This window comes from Candidatus Neomicrothrix sp. (assembly GCF_035329545.1).
In the GTDB taxonomy this organism is placed as follows: Bacteria; Actinomycetota; Acidimicrobiia; order Acidimicrobiales; family Microtrichaceae; genus Microthrix; species Microthrix subdominans.
On sequence record NZ_DAOLGP010000008.1, the window covers coordinates 110,046 to 131,151 of the forward strand.

Here is a 21,106-nt window from a genome sequence, read left to right on the forward strand (position 1 = left end):
CGACATGGACACGCGTACCAACGCCGATCGTCTCGACGCCGGGTTACCGAGGGGGGAGCGCCCCGACGGCGGTCGCCTCGACAGCGATCATTCCAACTCCGAGCGTGGCCCGCTGGCCGGCCTCGCACTGCTGGCAGTGCTCGCCGTGGCCTTCGGGTCGGCGGTGGCGGTGACCGGCGTTGACCGCCTCGGCGGTTTCGCTGCTCGCCTCGACGTCGGCATCCCGGTGCTGTTCGTCATCGCCGGCTACCTGCTGTACCTGCCCTTCGCCCGGGCGTTGACCGACGGCACGGCGTTGCCTGGGCTCCACCGTTACGCCCGGCGCCGCCTGCTCGCCATCTATCCCGCCTACTGGGTGGTGCTGTTCGTCGCCGCCTTCGTGTACGAGCGGGCTGCGCCGATGACGGCGGTCGACCTGGCGAAGTACCTGACGCTCACCCATATCTATTGGGCCGACACGTTGGTCGGGCCCATCCCGTCATCCTGGGCGCTGGCCACCGGGGTGAGCTTCTGCGTCTTCGCGCCCCTGTTTGCGGCGGTGCAGCGACGGCTGCCCAACGACAGCGAAGCCCAGCGCATCCGCAACCAGTGGCTGGGCCTGGCGGCAATGGTGGTCGTTGCCCTGGCATTCCGCGCCTGGCTCGTGACCCGCGGCGTGGCAATCCCCGGGCCAGACGTCGCGGGCGCAGGCGTCTCGCGGCTCACCGTGGTTAAGGGTCAAACTTGGTTGCTCAACCACCTGGACACCTTCGCCGCCGGCATGGCGATCGCCCTCGCCCGGGTCACCTGGGAACGCAGGGACGTCGCCGCCTCCGGTTCCGCCTCCGGGCAGTGGATGGAGTGGTCGTCGAAGCAGTTGCGCCGGTTCTCCATCTCTCGTGCGGGGATCCTGGCGTTGATCATTCTCTCCGCCCCGGGGGCATGGCTCTATCCGTCAGGGGAGGCGTTGTCCGCTACGGACGAGTTCGTCCGCCACTTGGTCTATCTCCTGATCGGGGCCGTTGCGGTCGGCGTCGTCGTTGCCGGGACCCAGGGCTCCTGGTGGGGGATCCGTGCGCTCGGCTCGTCGGCGATGCGGCGGGCCGCTCGCCTGACCTACGGCATCCTCCTGTGGCACGGCCTGGTCATCGCCGTCTACGCCTCCCGCAACCCCGACGCGCAGTTCAACCTGTCGCTGTGGCGCCTGCTCATCTTCGTCACGCCGATCGTGGCGCTGTTGTCCTGGCTGCTGTGGCGTCTTGTCCAGCGGCCGACGTGGGCGCTCGTACACAGGAGCGTGCCGGTGTTCGCCGGTGGCATGTGGCTGATCGGCGGCGCCGGGCTGCTGTGGCGCATGATCTCGATCCTGCACATCACCACGGTCAACCCCGACGGCGGCGACCCGTTCTACTACCACATTCAGGCCGGGCTGCTCAGCGCCGGGCGGGGCTTCTCCGAGCCGTTCCGGTGGGTGCGGGATGGCACGCTCGAGCCGACGGCGATCCATCCGCCGCTGTATTCGATGTACCTGTCGATCTCGTCGTTCCTCGGCGCCGACACCTACCTGGCCCACAAGGCGCTGTCGATCCTCGCCGGCACGGGCGTCGTCGTGGTGATCGGGTTGATCGCCCGGCGCATGGGCGGCAACTGGGCCGGCTGGATCGCCGCATCGCTGGCCGCCTTCTACCCGCAGTTCTGGATCGTCGACGGCATCCTGTGGTCCGAGGGCCTGTTCACGCTGTTCATCGCCCTCACCGTCTGGGCGGCGTTCGCCTACCGCGACCGCCCCAGCCGCCTGGGTGCGATGTGGCTGGGCCTGGCGGTCTCCGGCGCCGTGCTCACCCGCGGCGAGGCGCTGATCCTGGCGCCGATGTTGGTGGCGCCGCTGGTGTTCTTCGGGCCCCGGTCGCTGCGCGTCGTGCGGGGCATGCTGGGCCGCGGTCGGGCCGTCTCGCCAGACCCGGATACCCCTGCCGCCGAGAGTCCCGCCGCCGAGAGTCCGGACGCGGAGGCCGCGGAGGGCGAGGTCTCGTTCCCCTGGCGGGAGCGGACCCTGCGCCTGGTGATCGCCGCCGCTGCGGTCACGCTGCCGATCGTGCCCTGGGTGGCCCGCAACATGACCGCCTTCGACCAGCCGATCACCATCTCGTCCAACTCCGACGAGGTGCTGTACTACGCCAACTGCGTCGACAGCTACTACGGCGACTTCATCGGCTACTGGTCGTTCCCGTGCCAGGAACGCGAGCGTCAGGTGGTGGAGGAGCCCCGCGACGAGGCGGTGCGGGTGAAGTTCTGGCGGGACAAGGGCATCGACTACGCCATGTCCCACAAGAGCCGCTGGCCCGTCGTGGTCGCCGCCCGCATCGGGCGGGTTCTCGAGGTGTACAAGCCGGCCCAGGGGGCACGCATCCTGTCGATCGAGGGGCGGCCGCTGGGCTGGACGCAGCTGGGGCAGGTGATGTGGTGGGCGATGTTGCCCTTGGCCGCCGTCGGCGGGTGGATGCTGCGGCGCCGTGGGCGCTGGGCCTGGCCGCTGTGGTCGCAGGTGGTGATGGTGATGGCGGTGACCGTCGTCGTCTACGGCCACGTGCGCTTCCGGCCGCCGATGGACCTGGCGGTGATCGTGTTCGCCGCCGTGGCACTCTCGGCGGCGCTGCGCGCCGCGGCCGGGCGTGCCCTGGACGATCCGCTGGCCGATCGGGTGCTCGGCGTCGAGGATGCGCCCGGCGGGGAGTGGGTGCTCGACGCCGGTCAAGGCCCGACGACCGGCGAGCACGACACGGCCGGCTGGTTCGAGCGGCCCGACGGCGAGCCGTCGGGCAACGATGCTGCGACCGAGGCCGACGTCCCGCCCAGGCGGCGCCGCGGCGCCGCAGCGCGCTGGGGCGCCGGTCCGCTGCGCTGGTGGCGCGCCCATCCCGGCTGGCGCACCGGCATCGGCGTGGCGATCATCGTGGCTGCGGTGCTGGCGCCGCTGCGCGAGCTGCTGCGTCGCCAGGGGGTGCCGATGGAGGAGGGCTTCATGTTGGCCTTCCCCCAGCGCGTGCTCGCCGGCGACGTCCCCAACGCCGACTTCCTCCACCTGTACGGTCCGGGCAGCCTGTGGGCGCTGGCCGCCTGGTTCAAGGTGTTCGGCACCAACCTGGCCGCCGAGCGCTGGTTTGGGCTCCTCCAGCTGGCCGGCATCATCGGCGGTGTCGCTGCGCTGGCCCGGGCGTGGGGTCGCCGCATGATGGTGATCGCCGGAGTGACCTGTGCGGTGATCTCGATCACTGCGGTCGGCCTGGCCGCCCTGGCGTGGAACGGCGGGCTGGCGTTGCTCGTCGGCTCGGTGCTCGCCCTTCGCTGGACGGTGGCCGGACGGCCAGACTGGGACCAGCCGACCGTCGGCGCCTCGGCCTCCGACACCTCGGCCGACGGGCCGACGAACCACGCGCTCCGCACCGGACCGCTCGTCCTCACCGGCGCGCTCGCCGGGGCGGCGCTACTCGTGCGGCCCGACCTGGTGCTGGCGGTCGCACTGATCGCCGGCGTCGCCCTGTGGATCGCCGGCGAGGGCCGGCGTCGGCTGTGGAAGGCCGGAGCGGCTCTGGCCGGGGTGGGTTCGCTGATCCTCGTGCAGCTGGCGTTGGCCGGCCCAGGTGCGGCGATCAAGGGCATGGTGATCCAGCCCGTGTTCGACCTGCGTGCCGGGCGGGCCCTTCCGGTTCCGCCATCGTGGGGCTCGATTGACGGGTTTACCCAGCGGGTGGGCATGTTGGTGCCGCCCAGCTGGCCGTTGCCCATGCCGACGCCGTCCCAGCAGGTGTTTCTGTGGTTCGTTGGCCTGTTGGCCGGCACCCTGCTGGCCGTCGTCACCGCATGGGTCGTCGGTCGACGGGCCGGATGGAACACGGCTGTGCTGCGTCGCGACCGTGGCGCCCTCACCACCCTGCTGATCGCCCCGTTGGTCCTTGGCATCCTGCCGCAAGGCGTGCAGCGAGCCGACACCACCCACCTGGCCTGGGTGGGCTGCGTGGTCATCCCGCTGGTACCGGGGCTGGTGTTTCAGCTCACCCGGGCTTGGGTGCGGCCCCGCTACCGGGGCGCCCTGGTCTCGGTGCTCGGCGTCATGGTGCTGCTCGCCCTGTTGGTGATCGCGCCGATCTACACCGTCCGCCCCTACCTGGAACGAGTGGAGGAGTCGCTTGGGGCGCCGCCGCCGGCCGAGTGGTCGATCGAGCGGGATGGCAGAAACTTCTGGTTGGGCGGCGCTCCGCTCACCGTGGCGGCACAGCAGTTGGCCGCCGATCTCGACCGGATGAGCGAACCGGGGGAGCGGCTCTTCGTCGGGCCCTCGGACCTGTCGAAGACGCCCTACAGCGATGCCTACTGGTACTACCTGTTCGGCGATCTCGACCCCGCCACCCGCTACATCGAGATGGACCCCGGCATCGCCGATGCCCCCGACTCGGGGCTGGCCGAGGACCTGGCCACGGCGGACTGGGTGATCCTCTCGCACCTCTGGGACGACTGGGATGAGGCCAACACGTCCGGCGAGCCGGGCTCGAACGAGCCCAACCTGGTGCTGGCCGAGCAGTTCTGTGAGTACCGCAGCTACGGCGATGCCTTCGAGCTGTGGCGGCGACGCCCGGATGGCGGCGCCTGCCCGGCGCCCCAACCTGCCACCCCGGTCGAGGCACCACCCGAGCGCGGCTGAGGTTCTACCCGCTTAGGAGTAGTGGTCGGGCACGTAGGTCTGGGTGTCGATCGGCGGCCGGATGTAGGTGTCGGCCTGCCGGGGCGGCAGCTCGAGGCGCTTTGAGGTGATGTCCTCGTACGGCACCGACCCCAGCAAATGGCGGATGCTGTTGAGGCGGGCCTTGCGCTTGTCGTCCGCGTCCACCACCCACCACGGGCACTCCTTGGTGTCGGTGGCGGCAAACATCGTGTCCTTCGCCTTGGAGTAGTCCACCCAGCGGGCCCGTGACTCCAGGTCCATCGGGCTGAGCTTCCAGCGCTTTTCCACGTTGTCGATGCGCCTCTGGAAGCGTCGCTCCTGCTCGTCGTCGGACACCGAAAACCAGTACTTCAACAAGATGATGCCGGAGCGCACCAGCATGCGCTCGAAGTCGGGACAGGAGCGCAGAAACTCGATGTACTGCGCCTCGGTGCAGAACCCCATCACCCGTTCGACCCCGGCCCGGTTGTACCAGCTGCGGTCGAACAGCACGATCTCACCGGCCGCAGGGAGGTGTTCCACATAGCGCTGGAAGTACCACTGCGTCTCTTCGCGGTCGTCCGGCTTGTCGAGGGCCACCACCTGGACCACCCGAGGGTTGGTGCGCTCGACGATGCGCTTGATGACGCCGCCCTTGCCGGCCGCATCGCGGCCCTCGAAGATGACACATACCCGCAGCCCCTCGTTGCGGACCCATTCCTGCAGCTTCACCAGCTCGCGTTGGAGGCGACGCAGCTCGGCGTCGTAGTCGGCTCTGGGCATGCGATTCGTTTTCGACATCTTGGCTCCTGGTGGGGCTTGTGGCTGGGTTCAGCCCTGAAACTTGCCGCGACGGAGGCGGTCGGCCTCCATCAGCTCCACCTCGTGGGCACCCGAGAGCACGATCTTTGGGTCGGGCACAAAGTCCAGATCCGGATTGCGGTCGTCGTAGTCCACCGAGTTGAGGATCACCTTCATGGCGTTGAGGCGTGCCTTGTGCTTGTTCTCCGAGCGGATCACCGTCCACGGCGTGTGGCTGGTGTGGCTGCGCCGCAGCATTTCGTACTTGTGCGTGGTGAAGTCGTCCCAGTGCTCTTGGGCCTGGAGGTCGATCTCCGACAGCTTCCATTGCCGCAGCGGGTCGTCGCGGCGCCGTTCGAAGCGGCGCTGTTGTTCCTTTTTGGTCACCGAGAAGTACAGCTTCACCAGCGCCGTGCCCTGGCGCACCAGGTCCTTTTCAAAGCCCCCGACGCCGCGCAGGAAGTCGTCGTATTCCTTCTGGGTGCAGAAGCCGAACACCGGCTCCACCATCGCCCGGTTGTACCAACTGCGATCGAAGAGCACCATCTCGCCGCCATGGGGGAATTGGGCGACATAGCGCTGCAGGTACCACTGGGTGCGCTGATCGTCGGTGGGCTTACCCAACGCCACCACGCGGTAATGCTTCTCGTTCATGTAGCGGGTGACCCGGCGGATGGTGCCGCCCTTGCCGGCAGCATCGCGCCCCTCGAACAGCACGATCATGCGCTTGTCGGTGTGCTCCAGGTGACTCTGCAGCTTCAGCAACTCCACCTGGTAGGGCTTGAGGTCCTCCTCGCGCCGGTCTCGCTTCACCAGCTTCCGGTGCTGACGGTTTGTGCGCTTGATCTCGTTGCGCAGCCGGTCCACCTCGGACACGACGGCATCCTGGGAGGCATCGGCGGGCTCGGTATCGCTCAGCGGCTGCGCCGTGTCATCGGTCGGCTGATCCGCCGAAGCTTTGGCGGTCTTGGCCGGCTTGGCGCTCTTGCCGGTGGTCGTGGTGTCGTCGTTCACGTGGTCCCCTGTCGCGTTGGCCGGCACCGGGCGGTGGCTGCGGTCAGTGCACGACCGGTGAACACTACTTCCTCGGCTGCCGTCGTTACGCGTGCACCGTTGACGCCGTGGCAGCGGTTCGCCACGGACCCGCAACTGAAGGGGCGTTCCAAAAGATCGGTAGGTTGAATTCCGATGGATTGGCGGCGCAGCGGATTTTCTCTGGCGGTGGCGGTGGCGGTGGCGGTGGCGGTAGCCGTGCTCGGCTGTGGGTTGGCAGGCTGCACCAACCCCAACGAGGGCGACTCGGTGGCCGTCATCGGCGACTCGATCACCGACTTTGACCAGACCGACCTGCACGAGCAGTTGGGAGACGAATACCACCTGGTGATCTCGGGCAACTTCGGTTTCACCATCGAGGCCGTCCAACCCCAGGCCAAGTTCGTTGGGGCCCGCGACTTCGATCAGGTCATCTTCAACATCGGCACCAACGACGTGCTCGAGGACTTGGACGTCGACACCTCGATCGCCGCGTTGAAGGAGGAGATCGGCTACTACGACTCCGCCCGTTGCGTGTTTCTCGTCAACATCAACGAGCACATGATCAATCGTCGGACCGGCGAGGTGACCACCGACGCCGCCGAGCGGTTCAACGCTGCCTTTGACCGGCTGGCAGAGGAGAACCCACGGATCTCGATCATTGATTGGAGCGGCGAGACGTCGGCGACGCTCAACAACGATGACCCGCCGGTCAGCACGCTCACCCATGATTCGGTCCACCCCACCGCCGAGGGCAACCGCAGGCTCAACGAGCTGTACGCCTCGGCGCTCAGGCGCTGCTGACCGACGGGTCAGGGCACCCGGTAGTGCAGGTCGCCGTTGGGTTCCTGGCCCACCAGCTGCAACGGGTCGGCCTGGGCCGGATCGAGCAACGCTTGCCACGGTGTGCCGGCGACGGCGGGGGTGACGACCACGTCGGTCACGTCGAGCCGCTTCAGCTCGGCGATCGCCTCGGGGTCGGGCAGCGCTTTCAGTTCGTTGGAGATGTCGAGGAACGACTGCGGGAAGGTGCCCGAATAGCCGTTGAGGATCGGCCGGTGATGGGCGGTCGAGCGGAACACCGCCGAGATCTCCGCCGGCGAGATGAAGTCGATGCCGTCCTCGGCGATGTTGAGGGGTAGGTAGGCGATTGCGCCCGAGCCGGCCTCCAGTCGCTGGTCGAGCGGCGTCACCGTCGCCGTGGGCAGATCGGACAGGTCGGGCCAGCCCTCGACGATCGGCAGCGCCAACAGCACACCGGCCACTCCGACGCGCATCAGCGACCCGGTACCTCGATCGCGCAGGGTTCGGTCGAGCCACACGACGGCGCTCGCACACAGGATGGCCAGCCCGAACAGGGCGAGGGTCCAGTAGCGGCCGGCACCGCGGATGGCGTTGAAGCCGGGCATTTCGAACAGCAGGCGCATCGGGGTGAAGCGCCGCCAGCCGGTGTCGCTCAGCCCGAAGCCCAACACGGCGCCGAGCACGAGCAGGCTCAGCCCCAGCGTTCGTTGGTGACGGTGGTCCCGCCCGGCGGCGAACCAGCCGGTCGCCGCGCCGATCAGCGGGGCAACGCCCGGAAAGGTGGGCAGCAACAGCCGTTCGGCCGGGGTACTGGGGCCCAGCCAGCCGCGCCACAGCAGCACCCGTCGGTCGACCAGTCCCACCTGGGCTGACAGGTTGGCCACGGCGGCCAGCCCGTAGCTGGCCACCTCACCGGAGTTGAGCACCCGCAGGTGAGCGAGGACGATCGGCACACACGGCAGTGCGCCGACCGCCAGCGCGGCGACGATTTCGCCCACCCGGCGTGGCGTCAGATCACGCCACCGCACGATCAGCGCAACGAGCACGCCGAGGGCGAGAAAGCCGGCCTGGTAGATCGAGGTTCCCAGCGCCAGCAGCGATGCTGTCGCCAACGCTCCCCACGCCAACCAGTCGGCCCGATCCGGCGTGTCCTGCTCTTCGTCATCCGCTGGGTCCTCGGCCGTCCGGTTGGCGATGCGCCAGATGCCGACGATGGCCAGTGGCAGGCTCATGCGCCAGGTCATGTGGACGTGCAGCATGAAGAACGACGGCAGCGGACCAAAGGCGTACACCACCCCGACGACCGCGCCGGCCAGGTGCGTTCGGCGCAGCGTCCAGCCGGCCCACCAGGCGGCGACGAAGTTGCCCACCACGCCCAGGTACAAGGCGACGTTCAACACGGTGGTGGGGGAGGCGCCCAACCACCGCACCGGCAGTGTCGCCACCGCCGGCGCAATGCGGGTGTCGGAGTAGGCGAGCGTGTCGGGCGTGGGGTGGAAGATGTTGGCGTCGAACAGCGAGTCGCTCGAGGTCAGCGCGTGCTGCACCCAGTCGACGTTCCACGCCTCGAACTTGGCATCGCCCTCGTCGAGCAACCGACCGCCGCCGCCCAGCACCAGCGGACCCCAGACGACCAGCGCCAACAGCAGGCCGGCTACGACCACCGCGACCGGCATGGGCAGCCGCCGCCAGGGCGGGCGCACCTCGTCGTCCTCGGCTCGGTTGGCGCCGTCAGCCACGTACCCACCCGGCACGACTGGACACGTGACCGCGGGCAGTCGTGCCGAACGTCGCCGTCAACGTCTCGTCGGGGCCGGGGATGTGGGCGGAGGACACGGGGCAGAGTGTAGGACCTGGGTTTGCTGGCGCTGAGGGCCCTCCGACGTGCGCGGCCTCAAGGGATCCCCACCCGTTGGGTCACCTGGTGGGGTCGCCGAGGTGCCCGTTGGCCCGCAACCACTCCTCGGTGCGGGCCATGCCTTCGTCCAGGCTCACCTGCGGCTCCCAGCCCAGCAGTTCGAGGGCCTTTGCGTTGGACACGGCGCGCGACTTGTTGAGCATCTCCATGACTCCCCGGCCCAACTCGGTGGGTTTGTGCGCCAACTGGTAGCTGCGCCGGGCCGCTTCGGCGACGGCGATGGCGGTGCGGGTGGAGTAGCTGCGGGGCGGGCCCTCCAACCCCAGCATTCGGTAGAAGTGGCCGAAGTACTCGGCGGTGGTGACCGGCTGCTCGCCGCCCAGGTGGATGATGTGGCCTGCGGCCACCTCGGTGGTGGCTGCGGCCAGGATGCCGTCGACCAGATCGTCCACGTAGATCGCGGTGAACAGTCCCCGGCCGTGGTTGGGCAGCAGGAATCGGCCGGCTCGAATGGCGGCCAGCGGCTCCAGCACCCAGGGCCGACAGCCCGGCCCGTAGACGTCGGCCGGACGGATGATCGTGGCGGCCACCTCTCCGGCGGCATGGGCGGCCAGCACCACATGCTCCCCGGCGATCTTGGTGTCGGTGTACGGGTTGCCGGTCGGCATCAGCGGCCAACGTTCGTCCAGGGGTGCGTCGGGGTTGAATCGCCGCACCGCCTCGGTTTGGGTCTGGGCGAACCGGGCGACGCCCATGGAGGACAGGTGCACGAACCGGCCGACCCCGGCGTCGGCGGCGGCCTCGATCACCCGGCGGGTGCCGACCACGTTGACCGACCACGCCACGGCGGGGTCGACGTTGTTGGTCATCACCGCAGCGGTGTGGATCATCAGGTCGCAGCCGTGCAGCAGCCCCTGCCACGGTGCCGGATCGGTGATATCACCCGCCACCACGCCACGGTCCAGTGCGGCAACCGTGTCCAGGCCCATCACGTCGGCGCCCAGGCTTCGGCAGCGGTCGGCCAGCGCCCGGCCCACGAAGCCGTTGGCGCCGGTGATGAACACCTGGCGCCCGTCGAGGGAGGCAAGTTCGGTCACAGCGTCCTGCTGTACTGGAACTGCTCGTAGCCGATGGCGTTGGTGTTCAGCTCGCCGTCGACCCGCACGTGGATCACCGCCGGCTTGCCAGATGCCACTGCGGCCTCGAGGGCCGGGACGAACTGGTCCATCGCCGTGACGTAGGCGCCGTGGGCGCCCATCGCCTCGGCCATCAGGTCGTAGCGCACCTCGGGCGAGATGTCGGTGCCCTGGTAGCGGGCCTCGTCGATGCCCTTAAACCGGTGTGCCGCCCGTTCCATGCCCCAGCCGCTGTCCACCGCCACGATGGTGATCACCGGCGCGCCCGCTCGAACCGCCGTCTCCACCTCCATCGGGTTGAACCCGAAGGCACCGTCGCCGCTGAACAGGTAGACCCGTCGTTCGGGGGCGGCCAGTTGCGCACCGATGGCGAAGGGTAGGCCGGTGCCCAGGTAGCCCATCTTCACCGAGTACAGAAACGAGTCGGGTTCGAAGATGGGGTTGAGTGCCACCGCCCACAGGGTGGTGTTGCCGCCGTCGACCACGCAGATGGCGTCGCGGGCGAAGAACTCGCGGGCGGCCATCACCATCTGGCCCGGGTTGACGCCGTCGGCGCCCTCGGCCATCACGAACGGCACCGCGTTGTTGACGGTCTCGGCGTTCATGGTGGCGTAGCGCTCGGCATCGACCAGCTCGGAGCGCGGTTCGCAGCGGGCCCGCACCGCCTCGCCCAGCGCGGTCAGCGCGGCCTTGGCGTCGGCGACGACCGCCTCGTCAATCGGTCGGTTGAGGCCCATCGACATCGGGTCGCAGTCGATCTGGATCGTGTGCTGGGCGTCGGGGTCGCCCCAGGCCGGGGGCATGCCCCAGCCGTCGTACTCGCCCAGGCGGGCGCCCACCACCAGCACCACGTCGGCGTCGCTGCGCACGGCAGTGGTGGTGGCCATGTCAAAGATGTGGAAGTAGTGGGGGTGATCCTCGGGCACCACGCCGCGTGCACCCAGGCTGGTGGACATGGCGGCGGCGAGGTGGTCGCCCAGCGCCACGAACTCGTCCGCCGCCCCCGCCCAGGCCACGCCCTTGCCCGCATAGAGAAAGGGGCGCTCGGCGTTGGCCAGCGCGTCCGCCGCCCGCTCGATGGCGGCCGGGTCGCCGGCGCCCATGCTGATCATCCGGTTGCGGGCTGCCGGGGTGATGCGCAGGGTCGAGGTGTCGATCTCCTCGGCCAGCAGTTCGTCGGGGATGGCCAGAAACGCCGGGCCATGGCGGCCGGTGGTGGCGGCGCGAAAGGCCGCCCGGATCAGTTCGGGTACCCGGTCGGCCCGCGCGATCAGCGCCGAGTACTTGGTGATCGGCTTGGCCATGTCCACCAGGTCGGTCGCCTGCCAGGCGCCGGCCCGTTCGGGCTGGGTGGTGGCGCTGCGCCGGGTGCACGCAATGGCCACCACCGGGTGCCCCTCGCCGTGGGCGCTGGTGAGCCCGGCCAGCATGTTGGCTCCGCCCGGCCCCGGGTTGCCGATGACCACCGTCGGCCTGTGGCTGATGCGGGCGTGGGCCTCGGCGATGTGGGTGGCCGCTTCCTCGTGGTGCGTGTTCAGGTACTCGATGCCGTAGTCGCCCAGGTGGGAGACGAGCGGGATGTGCGCACCGTCGACGATGCCGCACATGAACTTCACCCCCTCGGCTTGGAGGCACTTCGCCATCAGCTCGCCCACGGTCATCATCGTTTGGTCATCGGCCATCATGAGAGGATGGACGACGCGGGGCCAAAGGGCCAGGGGCAACGGTGATTGGTGCTTTCACCGTGCACCCTTCAGCGCTTTGGCGACGATGCGGTCGGCAACCGCGGTGGACACCCGTTCGGGCAGCAGCCGGGTCATGAGGGCAGCGCGGCGTGCCTTGGTCCCGGGGATGATGGTGAACTGGTCCCTACCGAGCTTTTCGAGCATCTCCCGGCATGCCTCGTCGAGCGGCAGCGTGCCGGCGACGTCCTTCAGCGCTCGGGTAGCGGGATGCATCGTGGTGTCGTACTGGCGCACCATCGGCGTCATGATCTCCGGCGGGCAGATCACCGACACGCCGATGCCCTCGGGCGCGTACTCCAGGCGCAGCACCCGGGCCAGGCCGATCACGCCCGCCTTGGAGGCGGCGTACCCGGCGTAGGTGTAACCGCCGGTGATGCCGGCCAGGGATGCGATCAGCCCCAGCCGGGAGCCCGTGCCCATGTGGGGAAGCACGGCTGCGGCAAAGTTGCGGCTGCCGAACAGGTTGACCGCCACGGTGCGCTCAAAGTCCTCCCGCCGCGCCTCGGCGAAGCGGTCGTTGATGCTCACCCCGGCGCTGTTGATCGCCAGCCGTGGCGGGCCGATGGCGGTCGCCGCCTCGGCGACCGCCGCAGCCAGCGCGGCGGCGTCGCACACGTCCACTTCGGTGGTGTGCACCGGTTGGCCGACGTCGCTCCGTGCCGCCTTGATCTCGCTGCGCACGTCGGCCGGGACGCTGCGGTCGAAGACCGCTACCGCCGATCCCCGTGCCGCCAGCAGCCTGGCCAGATGGCGGCCGATACCGCTGCCCCCGCCGGTGACATACAACGTGCCCCAGTTGGTCGTGCCGGTCCTGCCCATGCGCCCCCCGACCCTGCGGATCCGTTCAGTCGTGTTTATCGCACCGGCGATTGCCCCCCGGGTACACGCTCGCGATGGAGGGCTCTCGAACAGCGCTACTGAACGCGGAACTCGTTGCCCTCGGGGTCGGCCATCGTCACGTGATGACCCCCGGGCTCGTCGATCTCGTACAGGACCTCGGCACCGAGTTGCCGGAGCCGTTCCACCTCGTCGTCCCTGCGGTCGTTGCCGACGTTGAGGCCGAGGTGCAGCCGGGTCTTGTCGGTCTTGGCCTTGGGTTTGCGTTGAAACAGCAGGCGCGGCCCGGCATTCCCGGGGTCGCCTGCGGCGACGAGGTCCTTCCAGTAGAGACGTCCGTTGTCCTCGTGGATGAGGTCTCGTGTGGCCAGGCCGGCGTCGAGCACCCGGTTGATCAGGTCGGTGGTGTTGGTGTCCTCCACCTCGTAGCGCAGGGCCTCGGCCCAGAACCGGGCCTAGGCGAGCGGCTCCACCAACGTCCGACGCAAAGCCCCAGCGCTTCTTTGACCTGCGCGCTGCCGCCCCGGGTGAAAATGTCGGACAGGTCAGGGGTAGAGAGGATCTTCAGCTCGTCGACGATGCCCAGTTCGCACACCCCCGACACGAGGTATGCCTGAGCGTGGGTATCGTAAGCGAAGGCGCGAAAAACGTCGTTGTTTCCTTCGAGCTCGGCGAACCTCCACGGGCTCGCATCGCGTCGATCTTCAATCGCCACCTGCAACGCCCGGAGGCACCGGTCGACCCACGCCTGACCATCGGGACTCAACGCCGGCCGGAGAATGTCACGGAACCGGTGGGCGTACTTATAGCCATAGGACAGGTAGTAGTCCGGCGGCCGCTCACCACGTTCGGCGCGTCGGAAGAAGTCGCCTTGTCGCTTCAAGTAGTAGTCCTGCGAGCCGATGGCCCACCTCAGCGATGCCGGAGGGATCGCAACGATCAACGTATCGGGCCATGTGGTCGTGGTGCCGTCCGAATCGACGGTGGTCGCGGTCTGCCGGCGCATCACGCGTCGGCCAACCGGGCGCTGGCTACGTTGGGCGACATGCACGACTTCATGGGCGAGTACAACGTTGACGCCCCTGGCGTGGATGGAGTTGGCGAACGCAATGTGGTTGCCGACAGTCCACGCTTGAGCGCCCACGGCTCGGGCTGATGCTGCGGCGGCCTGGTCGTCGTGGACCCGCACTGTCGATAGGTCGACGCCGAGGCGTGGTTCGAAGAGTTCTCTAGACATTGCATCGAGCTTGCGGCCGGGCCGTGCGAGGATGTCGTAGACGATGGGCGGAACGGTGGTACTGCTCGTGCTGGTGCTGTCGTCCGATTTTGGCTGGATCCGGTCCGGGCAGCGCATTGCGTAGGTGCCGGTGGCGCCGGATTCGCATCCGTGTCGTGTGGGCTGCCTCGTAGAGCCGGTATTGGGGCCCGTGAGCCGTGGGGCGATCGCATCGGCCTCGCGTTCGGCAGCGTCGCAGCGGGGTCCGATGATGATGGGCGGTGGCGAGCTGTGTCCACGACGCCCCGCCCAGGCGGGGAGTTCGTGTCGGTGCGCGGGCCGCCGCGACGCCCCAGTGGGCGACGAAGCATCGACCGCTCGCCCGCCGTGTTTCAAGTCGGATCCGATGGCGAGTGATTCCACGTGCCGATGATGCACCCGCAGGTGTCACCGAGTCGTCGCCATCGCTGTCAACCAGGGTTGGTCGGGACGTCCTCGGATGACTCCAGTGCTCGTTTGGCCGGACGAGCCCGTTGCAGTGTGTCATTGGCCGTGATTGATGTAGCCGGCGTCGTCGATGTCCCTGTGCTGTATCAAGGCTTGAGATCGATGGTGCGTGCCGTCGTCGATTGGCTCTAAGAGTAGGTCGAAGCTGCCCGCTCGAATCCGTGACGCAACGGTGACGGTCGGTCGATAGGTTTGCCCCTGTGCTCGGCGATCGGAGCGCACGCGCGAGGAGTCGGCACAATGGACGAAGCATCGGCGAATTCGAAGCGGATCCAGCTGAACTTGCTTGGAGGGTTCCGTCTCGTGGTCGACGATCTGCCGGTAGTACTTCCGGACGGAATCCAGCGAGTCGTGGCATTCGTCGCTTTGCAGTCGGCACCTGTGCGTCGTGGGTTCGTCGCCGGGTCGCTTTGGCTTGACAAGGGCGACGCCCGAGCAGCGGCAAACCTGCGTTCTTCGCTGTGGCGACTACACCAGAACGACATCATGCTCTTGGGGTGTGATGGCGGGATGATCGGCCTCGGAGACGGCGTCGAGGTCGACGTCCGTTCCTCGATCGAGGTCGCACGGGCCGTCATCCATGGCATCGCGGTCCCGGCGGTCGACCCCACGTCCCAGATCCAACTGCTCGAGCGGGAGCTCCTGCCCGACTGGTATGAGGACTGGGTGATCGTCGAGCGGGAGCGGGTGCGGCAACTCCGATTGAGCGCGCTCGAAGCACTGGCGTCGATGCTTATCGAAACGGGGCGGGCGGCGCAGGCGATCGATGTTGGTATGGCGGTGCTGCGCACCGAGCCGCTCCGCGAGAGCGCACACCGACTGCTCGTCGATGCTCATCTTGCGGTCGGCAACCGGTCTGAGGCCCTGCGACAGGTGCAGATCTGCGACGACGTGCTTCGCCGGGAGCTCGGCGTCCCGGCGTCGGAGTCGTTGTGGGCCCGGGTCGCCGGGCTGCATCGTCCGGGCCGGCGCACGGTCCAGCACAGGTTCGCCGGCTGAGCCTCCGCCGTGCGCTGGCTCGGCGGTGGTCGGTGGCGAGCCGCTCTGTGTGGGCGCGATATCGAGGTGAAGGTGCAACATGAGCGGACCGGGACCGTGCCAGTTGATCTGCCCGCCCTTGTCGAGGCTGTCTTGGAACCCGATGCATCGGAAGCCCAGCGTGCGATTGATCTCCTCCGCCAACGAGAAGTCGCGTTGTACAGCACCCACCACTGCGCATCGGTGGCGTCAGTGGCCTTGAATAGGACGAGCCGGAACTCGACCGCGTCGTTCCGCTGGCACAACCCCCGATTATCGATGGTGTCTTCGGCGTCGCGAGTGTCAGGTCGACCGAAATTCCCATCGAGTGAGCATTTGCCTCGCGGCTGCCCTGGCGGTGAAAGCTAGCTTCTGCGCTTGCAGAATTGTCGGCCTTGAACGATGGGTACGAGCGTTGGACTCCTCGGAGGAAGCCGAGGACCTCCGGCGCCACTCCCGGTTGCCTGACGACTTTCGCGGGCTCAGGGAGCCCGTCAAAAGGTCGGCCGTGGGCTCGTCCCCGGGGGCTACGAAGCCTTCAGCTATCGCGTTTGTCTTGGGTATGAGGGTGTCGAAGTTGAGCTCCTCTGTCCGCTCGATCGCCAGGGTGGTACCTATTGCGTTCGGAGAGCGCCCACATCGCCGTCTCCCTTCACAGCAACATTCCTGCAGGTAAGCTTGAAGGGCAGCGTCGACTCCTCCGTGATTTGAGGGTTCGGCCCCGGTCGGCAACCGGCCCGTAGCCCTTCGGCGGGTGCATCTCTGCGCCGCCGTGCTGCCGTGAACTGGGGGGTCTCGGCGTTGGAGTCGTTGAGTGCCCGCGTCGTCGGGCTGCGTCGGCCGGGCCTGCGAGCGGTCCAGTACACGTTCGCTGGCTAGTCGGGACCCGTCGCCTGCTCAGCGGTGGTCGTTGGAAAGCGCCTTCGTGGGTGCGATATCGAGGTGAAAGTGCAGGATGAGCGGACCGGGACCGTGCCAGTTGATCTTGCCGCTCTTGTCGAAGCTACCCATGAAGTTGATTCGTTCAACGCCTAGAGTATGGTTGACCTCCTCCGCTACGCAGAAGTCGTTGTACAGAACCCGCCACTCAGCACCGGCGGCATCTGCGGCCTTGGACAAGGCGAGAAGGAACTCGACTGCGTTGTCTCGCTGGTAGAACCCTCGAGAATCGGTCTCACCCTTCGGCGCCGAGAGCATCAGATCGACTGAAAATCCCATCGAGTGGGCTTTCTCATCACCGGGAGCCTTCGCAGTGAACCCGCCGCTCCCGTGTCCGGCATAATTGGTGGCCGTGAACGATGGGAAGGCACCTTGAACCTCCCGAAGGAAACCGACGACCTCTGGGGCCACTCCAGGTTGTGTGGCGTTCGTCGCAAGCTCGAGGGGGACCGCCACCAGGTCAGATGGCGGGGTGTCACGGGGTGCTACGAAGTCCTGCCGCAGTGGTATCAGCTTGGGTTTGAGCGTTTTGAAGTCGAGCTCCTCCCTCCGTCCAACCGCCCAAGCGTACTTTAGCTTTTCGAAGCGTGTCCACATCGCCGCCTCCTCTTCACACCATCGTTCCTGCATGTAGGCGTCGAGGTCGGCATCGACCTCATCCTTGCTCCGAGGTGGCGGGGCGGTGTGGTCGCGAGCGACCTTCGGACGGGCCGACAACTGTGCGCGCTTCGCCATTCGGAGCTTGTCCAGTTTGACTCTGGCAGAGTCCTGCAACGGTTTCACCTGTTCAACGATGCCTTCTGCCATCATGTGGCGGAGATCCGACTCGAGTTGAGAGAGTTTGGCGGTGGCGAGCTCCGTCGCCACGACGGTCAGATTTGGGTGCGTGACCGTTGCGAGCGCGGCGGTCTTGGTGGCACGTGCCCGGGTCCCCGCGTCCCGTCCGGCGGCAGCGCGGGCTCGTGCCACCTCCAAGCCCAGCCGTTTCGGATCGCTGTTCGCATGGCGGGCGTTGGCCTCGGCCTCGGTGATGGACGCGTCGCGGTCGGCCTTCCCCGCCTGGTCAGCCTCGATAGCGGCGGATTTCCGGGCCGCTTGATACCGACTTTCGACCTCGACGGCGACGGTTCGGGCGGCGTGCGTTCTCGCCAGCGTGGCAACGAAGGTAGCCATCGCTGTGTCGTCTCCGAATGGAGCGGGCTTGAATTCAGGGAGCGGCGGAGCGACCTTGACCGTGGTCGCGAGCATCAGGCCGGCAGCACTCGGCGAGGGGCACGATAACCCGATCGGCTGCAGCAAGGTCGGCCATGGGCATACCGCCGCCGACCGAACGACCGCGTCAGACGGCCCCCCACCCGCCTCGCTACCGGTCATCGTCGAGGGTTGAGTCGTGGGGGGTTCGATGACGAGCGGCCTCGATATTGGCTTGTGGTCGGCCATCGCTGCCGGGGGCTGGGCTCCATGGTTCGTCAATTCGGTCGAGTGATCCTCGGGTACGCCACTATCGAGGGCATCGGCGCGTGCGGGTTCGGGGACTCCGGCGATGGGGAGGCCGCCGTCGAGTTCGTCTCGTGCGATTGCCACCGATCGACCGTCGATGCTCGGAACGGCCCCGCCGCTGACCTGACGGTCGGCCATCGCCCGAGCCTCGACCTCGGAGTCGTCCGAGGGGGAGCTCATTCTTGCGTTCTTAGCCTGAATCCACCGATCGGGTTCTTGCCGGCCTGAGCTGAGTATCGTTCGGTTTGGGTGGCGTCGTCTGGCCGGGTTGGGGGCCGCGGGCCTGGTGTTGGGGCGCGTTGGAGCAGAGGGTCGTGGTGTCGGCTGGACGTGTCAGCGTCTGGTGTTCGGTGTGTGGGGCGCTGTCCCACGGGCCTGTGGTTCAGGGGGACGCAGCGTTGGGGAGCGCCCGGATCGTGGTGAGCGCAGAGGCGAATTGGTGGGTCCATGGCCAGTCGGTGGGGAGCCGGAGGGTGGGGGTGCCGGACCGGTTCACAAGGACACCAGCGAGAGCGATGAGCCGGTTCCGGATAGTTCTGGCGGTGCGGATCGGGCCGTCGAGGGCGATGATGCCCGCCCAGCGGCACAGGTTGTGGGCGAGCACCGCGCAGGCGAGCCAGGCGCCGTTGGCTGCGAAGCTGCCCGACGGGCAGTGTTCGAGCCCGTTGTCTTTGAGCTCGCGTATGGCGAGTTCGACCACAGCGTGGTTGCGGTGGAACCGGTCGGCCTCAACAGTGGTGAGGGTGTTGTTGCAGATGAACGCGTGGTGGCGCCAGGTTGGCCACATCGCAGCCTGGGCGGTGTCAGCAAGCCGGGTGCGGCGAACAACCAGCCGGACGGTCCGGGTGCGTTTGCCTGTCCCGGTGGTGTAGCTCGTTTCGGCGACCTGGGCGTGCCCGCCACGGGTGTAGCCGATTGTTTGCCAGTTCTCTTCTGGGATCGCAGCGATCGTGTCGGTCACTTTGGTGACCAGGCGGACGGTGATCGACCAGCCAACACCGGCCTTGTTGAGTTTGTCGATCAGTTTCCAGGACCAGAACGCCGAATCGGCGCGGACCGTGACCTGGCCTGTCACCCCGGCCCGGCCGATCGTGGCGAGCAGCTCACCGATGAACCGCAGGACCCCGCGGGACGACCCGGCTGCGCCTTTTCGCATCCGCGATCCCAGAATCTCGCCGGTGCCGGCCCGGGTGGCGATCAGCGGGTGATAGCCCGACACGCCGGTGTAACCATACGAGGCACCCTGCTTGGTTTTGCCGTACACCTCGGCAACGGTCGAGTCGAGATCAACCACCAGCTCCTCACCCTCAGCAGGCCCGGCGCCAGCAGCCCAGGCGTTGGCCAACAGGCGGCTGACCACCGCGTCGAGCTGGCGGACATGGCCGAACGTGAACGTCCGGAGGAACGTCCCGAGCGTCGACGGTGCCAACGGTCTGAACCCCAACACCTTGGATGTTGATCCGGACCGGAGCCGGTCCATCGAGTCGATGTTCGTTGCGCCGGCGATCATGCCCATCACCACGGACATCACCTTGACCGCAGGGTTCGCAGCACCGGTGTGAACCCACCTGGCGACCAGACCAGGAAGGCCGAGGCGACGTGCCAGCGTCGACATCAACAACAGACCCGAATCGGACACCAGGTTCTGATGGTCGAAGACCACCTCGACGCGGTCAGAACTATGACAAGATGTGCTCACAGAAAGTGTCTTTCTGATCTGGGGAACGGCTGGCTTTGAACACCGTCATTCTCCCATACAGGAAGGCACTTTCTGCGTATCTACAGCCCTGTCCGCACCGACCAAGACGGTGGATCCAGGCTTAGGTGTTGTGCCACCTCGCTGCTGGAGGACGTGGGTGAGCTCGTGGGCGATGAGTCGTTGCCCATCCGTCACGTCGGGACGGAACTTGCCGCTTCCGAACACGATGTCGGCACCGACGGTGTACGCGTGGGCGCCGAGAGATCGGGCCACCGCCGCGGCATCGGAATCGGTGTGGAGCCGGACGTCGGACAGGTCACGTCCGAACTGCCGCTCCATGAGCGCTCGCGTGTCGGCGGGGAGTGGGAGGGCCGGGCCGGCGACGGCACGCACATGGTCAGGGCCGGTGAGCATTTCCGACGACTCACTCGCCGCCGACTTGAACGCCTTCGGCGGCTTCGGGTGTGACTGAGCGAATGACGGCGCACCGACTGCCGCTTCGAGAAACTGCAGATGGACCCTGACCCACCGGCCCATCGACTCGCCGTCGCCCAGCTTGTCCCCGACGGCCTTACCGGCGATCCGAGTCCGCCATGTCTTCCAGAACGGGCTCTGGTAGTAGTTGCAGAGGATCGGCGGGTCCTTCGAGATCTCGTACCCGCCTTCCTCGAAGGCGATGTCCGCCGCTTGCTGCATGATCGCGGCGATGTAGCCGATGGCTCCGCTGGTGGTGGCCAGCAGCTTCTTGCGATCGCCATCGGATTGGCTTGGCAGGTAGCCGCCCGCCTCGGCGAATTCGGTGACGAAGGGGCCGGAGTTCAGCACGTTGCGGATGTGGATCTTGCCGAGTCCGACCGACGACGGTGTCAGGCTCCGCGGGTTCTCGAGCGCCTCCCAGGCGATGGCGCCGGCGATGGCCCTCCGGTCGACCAAGAACTTGGCTTCAGCGGCGGCGACGGTCGTGGCGTTGGTCTGGAGCCATCCGAACACCCGCTTCTGATCGCTCGAGAGCGGAAGTGTGGTCGTGACGGCAGCTGCAGCCGGGGCGAGTTTGGCGAGCTCGTAGGAAACCCCGTCCCACTTGTCCTGAAGGTCAGCGGAGGTACTGCGAGCCGGTGCGAAGGCGTTCCGTAGCTCTCGAAGCTCACGGAGCTGTTGGGTGGGGAACCGGTCGAACAGCGCCTGGTAGTGATCCGATGACGAGGTCTTCTTCGCCGCCAGTCGGGTGAAGACCTCTTCGAGGTAGTACGAGCCCTTGGCGGTGAACCCGGGCGGATTTGGTTCGAAGGCCCAGCGGTAGACGATCTCCATCGTCGCCTTGCTGTCTCCCTCAGAGA

The 21,106-nt window shown here is 67.6% G+C and carries 14 protein-coding genes; 3 read left to right on the plus strand and 11 right to left on the minus strand.

Features of this window, described 5'->3' with window-relative positions; translation table 11 throughout:
- Positions 1-4 precede the first annotated feature (4 nt).
- A complete protein-coding gene (locus tag PKD89_RS06950; protein ID WP_289010969.1) occupies positions 5-4,678 on the plus strand; it encodes an acyltransferase family protein in 4,674 nt (1,557 codons plus the stop codon).
- A 12-nt stretch (positions 4,679-4,690) separates the two neighbouring features.
- Here PKD89_RS06950 and ppk2 (PKD89_RS06955) read toward each other — a convergent pair whose 3' ends face one another.
- A complete protein-coding gene (gene ppk2 / locus PKD89_RS06955) occupies positions 4,691-5,479 on the minus strand; it encodes a polyphosphate kinase 2 (RefSeq protein WP_289010961.1) in 789 nt (262 codons plus the stop codon).
- Between the two features lie 30 nt (positions 5,480-5,509).
- Positions 5,510-6,346, minus strand: a complete 837-nt coding sequence (gene ppk2 / locus PKD89_RS06960) for a polyphosphate kinase 2 (protein WP_349257327.1) — start codon at positions 6,344-6,346, stop codon at positions 5,510-5,512.
- A gap of 321 nt (positions 6,347-6,667) precedes the next feature.
- Here ppk2 (PKD89_RS06960) and PKD89_RS06965 point away from each other — a divergent pair, with 321 nt between their 5' ends.
- Positions 6,668-7,315 carry an SGNH/GDSL hydrolase family protein gene (locus PKD89_RS06965; protein ID WP_289010959.1) on the plus strand — a complete coding sequence of 216 codons (648 nt, stop codon included), beginning with the start codon at positions 6,668-6,670 and terminating at the stop codon, positions 7,313-7,315.
- An 8-nt stretch (positions 7,316-7,323) separates the two neighbouring features.
- Here PKD89_RS06965 and PKD89_RS06970 read toward each other — a convergent pair whose 3' ends face one another.
- The 6 genes from PKD89_RS06970 to PKD89_RS06995 form a co-directional block, all read right to left on the minus strand.
- Positions 7,324-9,054 carry a hypothetical protein gene (locus PKD89_RS06970; protein WP_289010958.1) on the minus strand — a complete coding sequence of 577 codons (1,731 nt, stop codon included), beginning with the start codon at positions 9,052-9,054 and terminating at the stop codon, positions 7,324-7,326.
- Positions 9,055-9,232: 178 nt separating this feature from the next.
- On the minus strand, positions 9,233-10,270 hold the full coding sequence (locus PKD89_RS06975) for an NAD-dependent epimerase/dehydratase family protein (protein WP_289010957.1): 1,038 nt from the start codon (positions 10,268-10,270) through the stop codon (positions 9,233-9,235).
- Positions 10,267-11,991, minus strand: coding sequence for a thiamine pyrophosphate-binding protein (locus PKD89_RS06980; RefSeq protein ID WP_289010956.1), 1,725 nt, complete (start codon positions 11,989-11,991; stop codon positions 10,267-10,269). The genes PKD89_RS06975 and PKD89_RS06980 overlap by 4 nt, the downstream gene beginning before the upstream one ends.
- A gap of 57 nt (positions 11,992-12,048) precedes the next feature.
- On the minus strand, positions 12,049-12,873 hold the full coding sequence (locus PKD89_RS06985; protein ID WP_324332336.1) for an SDR family NAD(P)-dependent oxidoreductase: 825 nt from the start codon (positions 12,871-12,873) through the stop codon (positions 12,049-12,051).
- Between the two features lie 95 nt (positions 12,874-12,968).
- Complete coding sequence (locus PKD89_RS06990) at positions 12,969-13,313, minus strand: VOC family protein (protein ID WP_289010954.1); 345 nt, start codon at positions 13,311-13,313, stop codon at positions 12,969-12,971.
- A complete protein-coding gene (locus PKD89_RS06995) occupies positions 13,286-14,128 on the minus strand; it encodes a DUF4157 domain-containing protein (RefSeq protein ID WP_289010953.1) in 843 nt (280 codons plus the stop codon). The genes PKD89_RS06990 and PKD89_RS06995 overlap by 28 nt, the downstream gene beginning before the upstream one ends.
- Before the next feature lie 996 nt (positions 14,129-15,124).
- Here PKD89_RS06995 and PKD89_RS07000 point away from each other — a divergent pair.
- Entirely contained in the window at positions 15,125-15,613 is a 489-nt protein-coding gene (locus PKD89_RS07000) for a bacterial transcriptional activator domain-containing protein (RefSeq protein ID WP_289010952.1), read from the plus strand.
- 915 nt (positions 15,614-16,528) lie between these two features.
- Here PKD89_RS07000 and PKD89_RS07005 read toward each other — a convergent pair.
- The 3 genes from PKD89_RS07005 to PKD89_RS07015 all read right to left on the minus strand — a co-directional run.
- The gene (locus PKD89_RS07005; protein ID WP_289010951.1) at positions 16,529-18,208 is read right to left on the minus strand and encodes a hypothetical protein; all 1,680 of its coding nucleotides are present in this window, start codon (positions 18,206-18,208) and stop codon (positions 16,529-16,531) included.
- Positions 18,209-18,452: 244 nt separating this feature from the next.
- On the minus strand, positions 18,453-19,769 hold the full coding sequence (locus tag PKD89_RS07010; protein WP_289010950.1) for an IS1380 family transposase: 1,317 nt from the start codon (positions 19,767-19,769) through the stop codon (positions 18,453-18,455).
- Positions 19,770-19,814: 45 nt separating this feature from the next.
- Positions 19,815-21,106, minus strand: a 1,292-nt coding sequence (locus PKD89_RS07015; protein ID WP_324332337.1) for a DUF4157 domain-containing protein, incomplete at its 5' end; no start/stop codon positions are given.

Excerpts from the sequence above, each read along its gene's own strand:
- PKD89_RS07005 (WP_289010951.1), bottom strand. The coding sequence starts at position 18,208 with ATGGCCGACCGTCAGGTCAGCGGCGGGGCCGTTCCGAGCATCGACGGT.
- PKD89_RS06995 (WP_289010953.1), bottom strand. The coding sequence starts at position 14,128 with ATGTCTAGAGAACTCTTCGAACCACGCCTCGGCGTCGACCTATCGACA.
- ppk2 (WP_289010961.1), bottom strand. The coding sequence starts at position 5,479 with ATGTCGAAAACGAATCGCATGCCCAGAGCCGACTACGACGCCGAGCTG.
- PKD89_RS06985 (WP_324332336.1), bottom strand. The coding sequence starts at position 12,873 with ATGGGCAGGACCGGCACGACCAACTGGGGCACGTTGTATGTCACCGGC.
- PKD89_RS06965 (WP_289010959.1), top strand. The coding sequence starts at position 6,668 with ATGGATTGGCGGCGCAGCGGATTTTCTCTGGCGGTGGCGGTGGCGGTG.
- PKD89_RS06980 (WP_289010956.1), bottom strand. The coding sequence starts at position 11,991 with ATGGCCGATGACCAAACGATGATGACCGTGGGCGAGCTGATGGCGAAG.
- PKD89_RS07000 (WP_289010952.1), top strand. The coding sequence starts at position 15,125 with ATGATCGGCCTCGGAGACGGCGTCGAGGTCGACGTCCGTTCCTCGATC.
- PKD89_RS06950 (WP_289010969.1), top strand. The coding sequence starts at position 5 with ATGGACACGCGTACCAACGCCGATCGTCTCGACGCCGGGTTACCGAGG.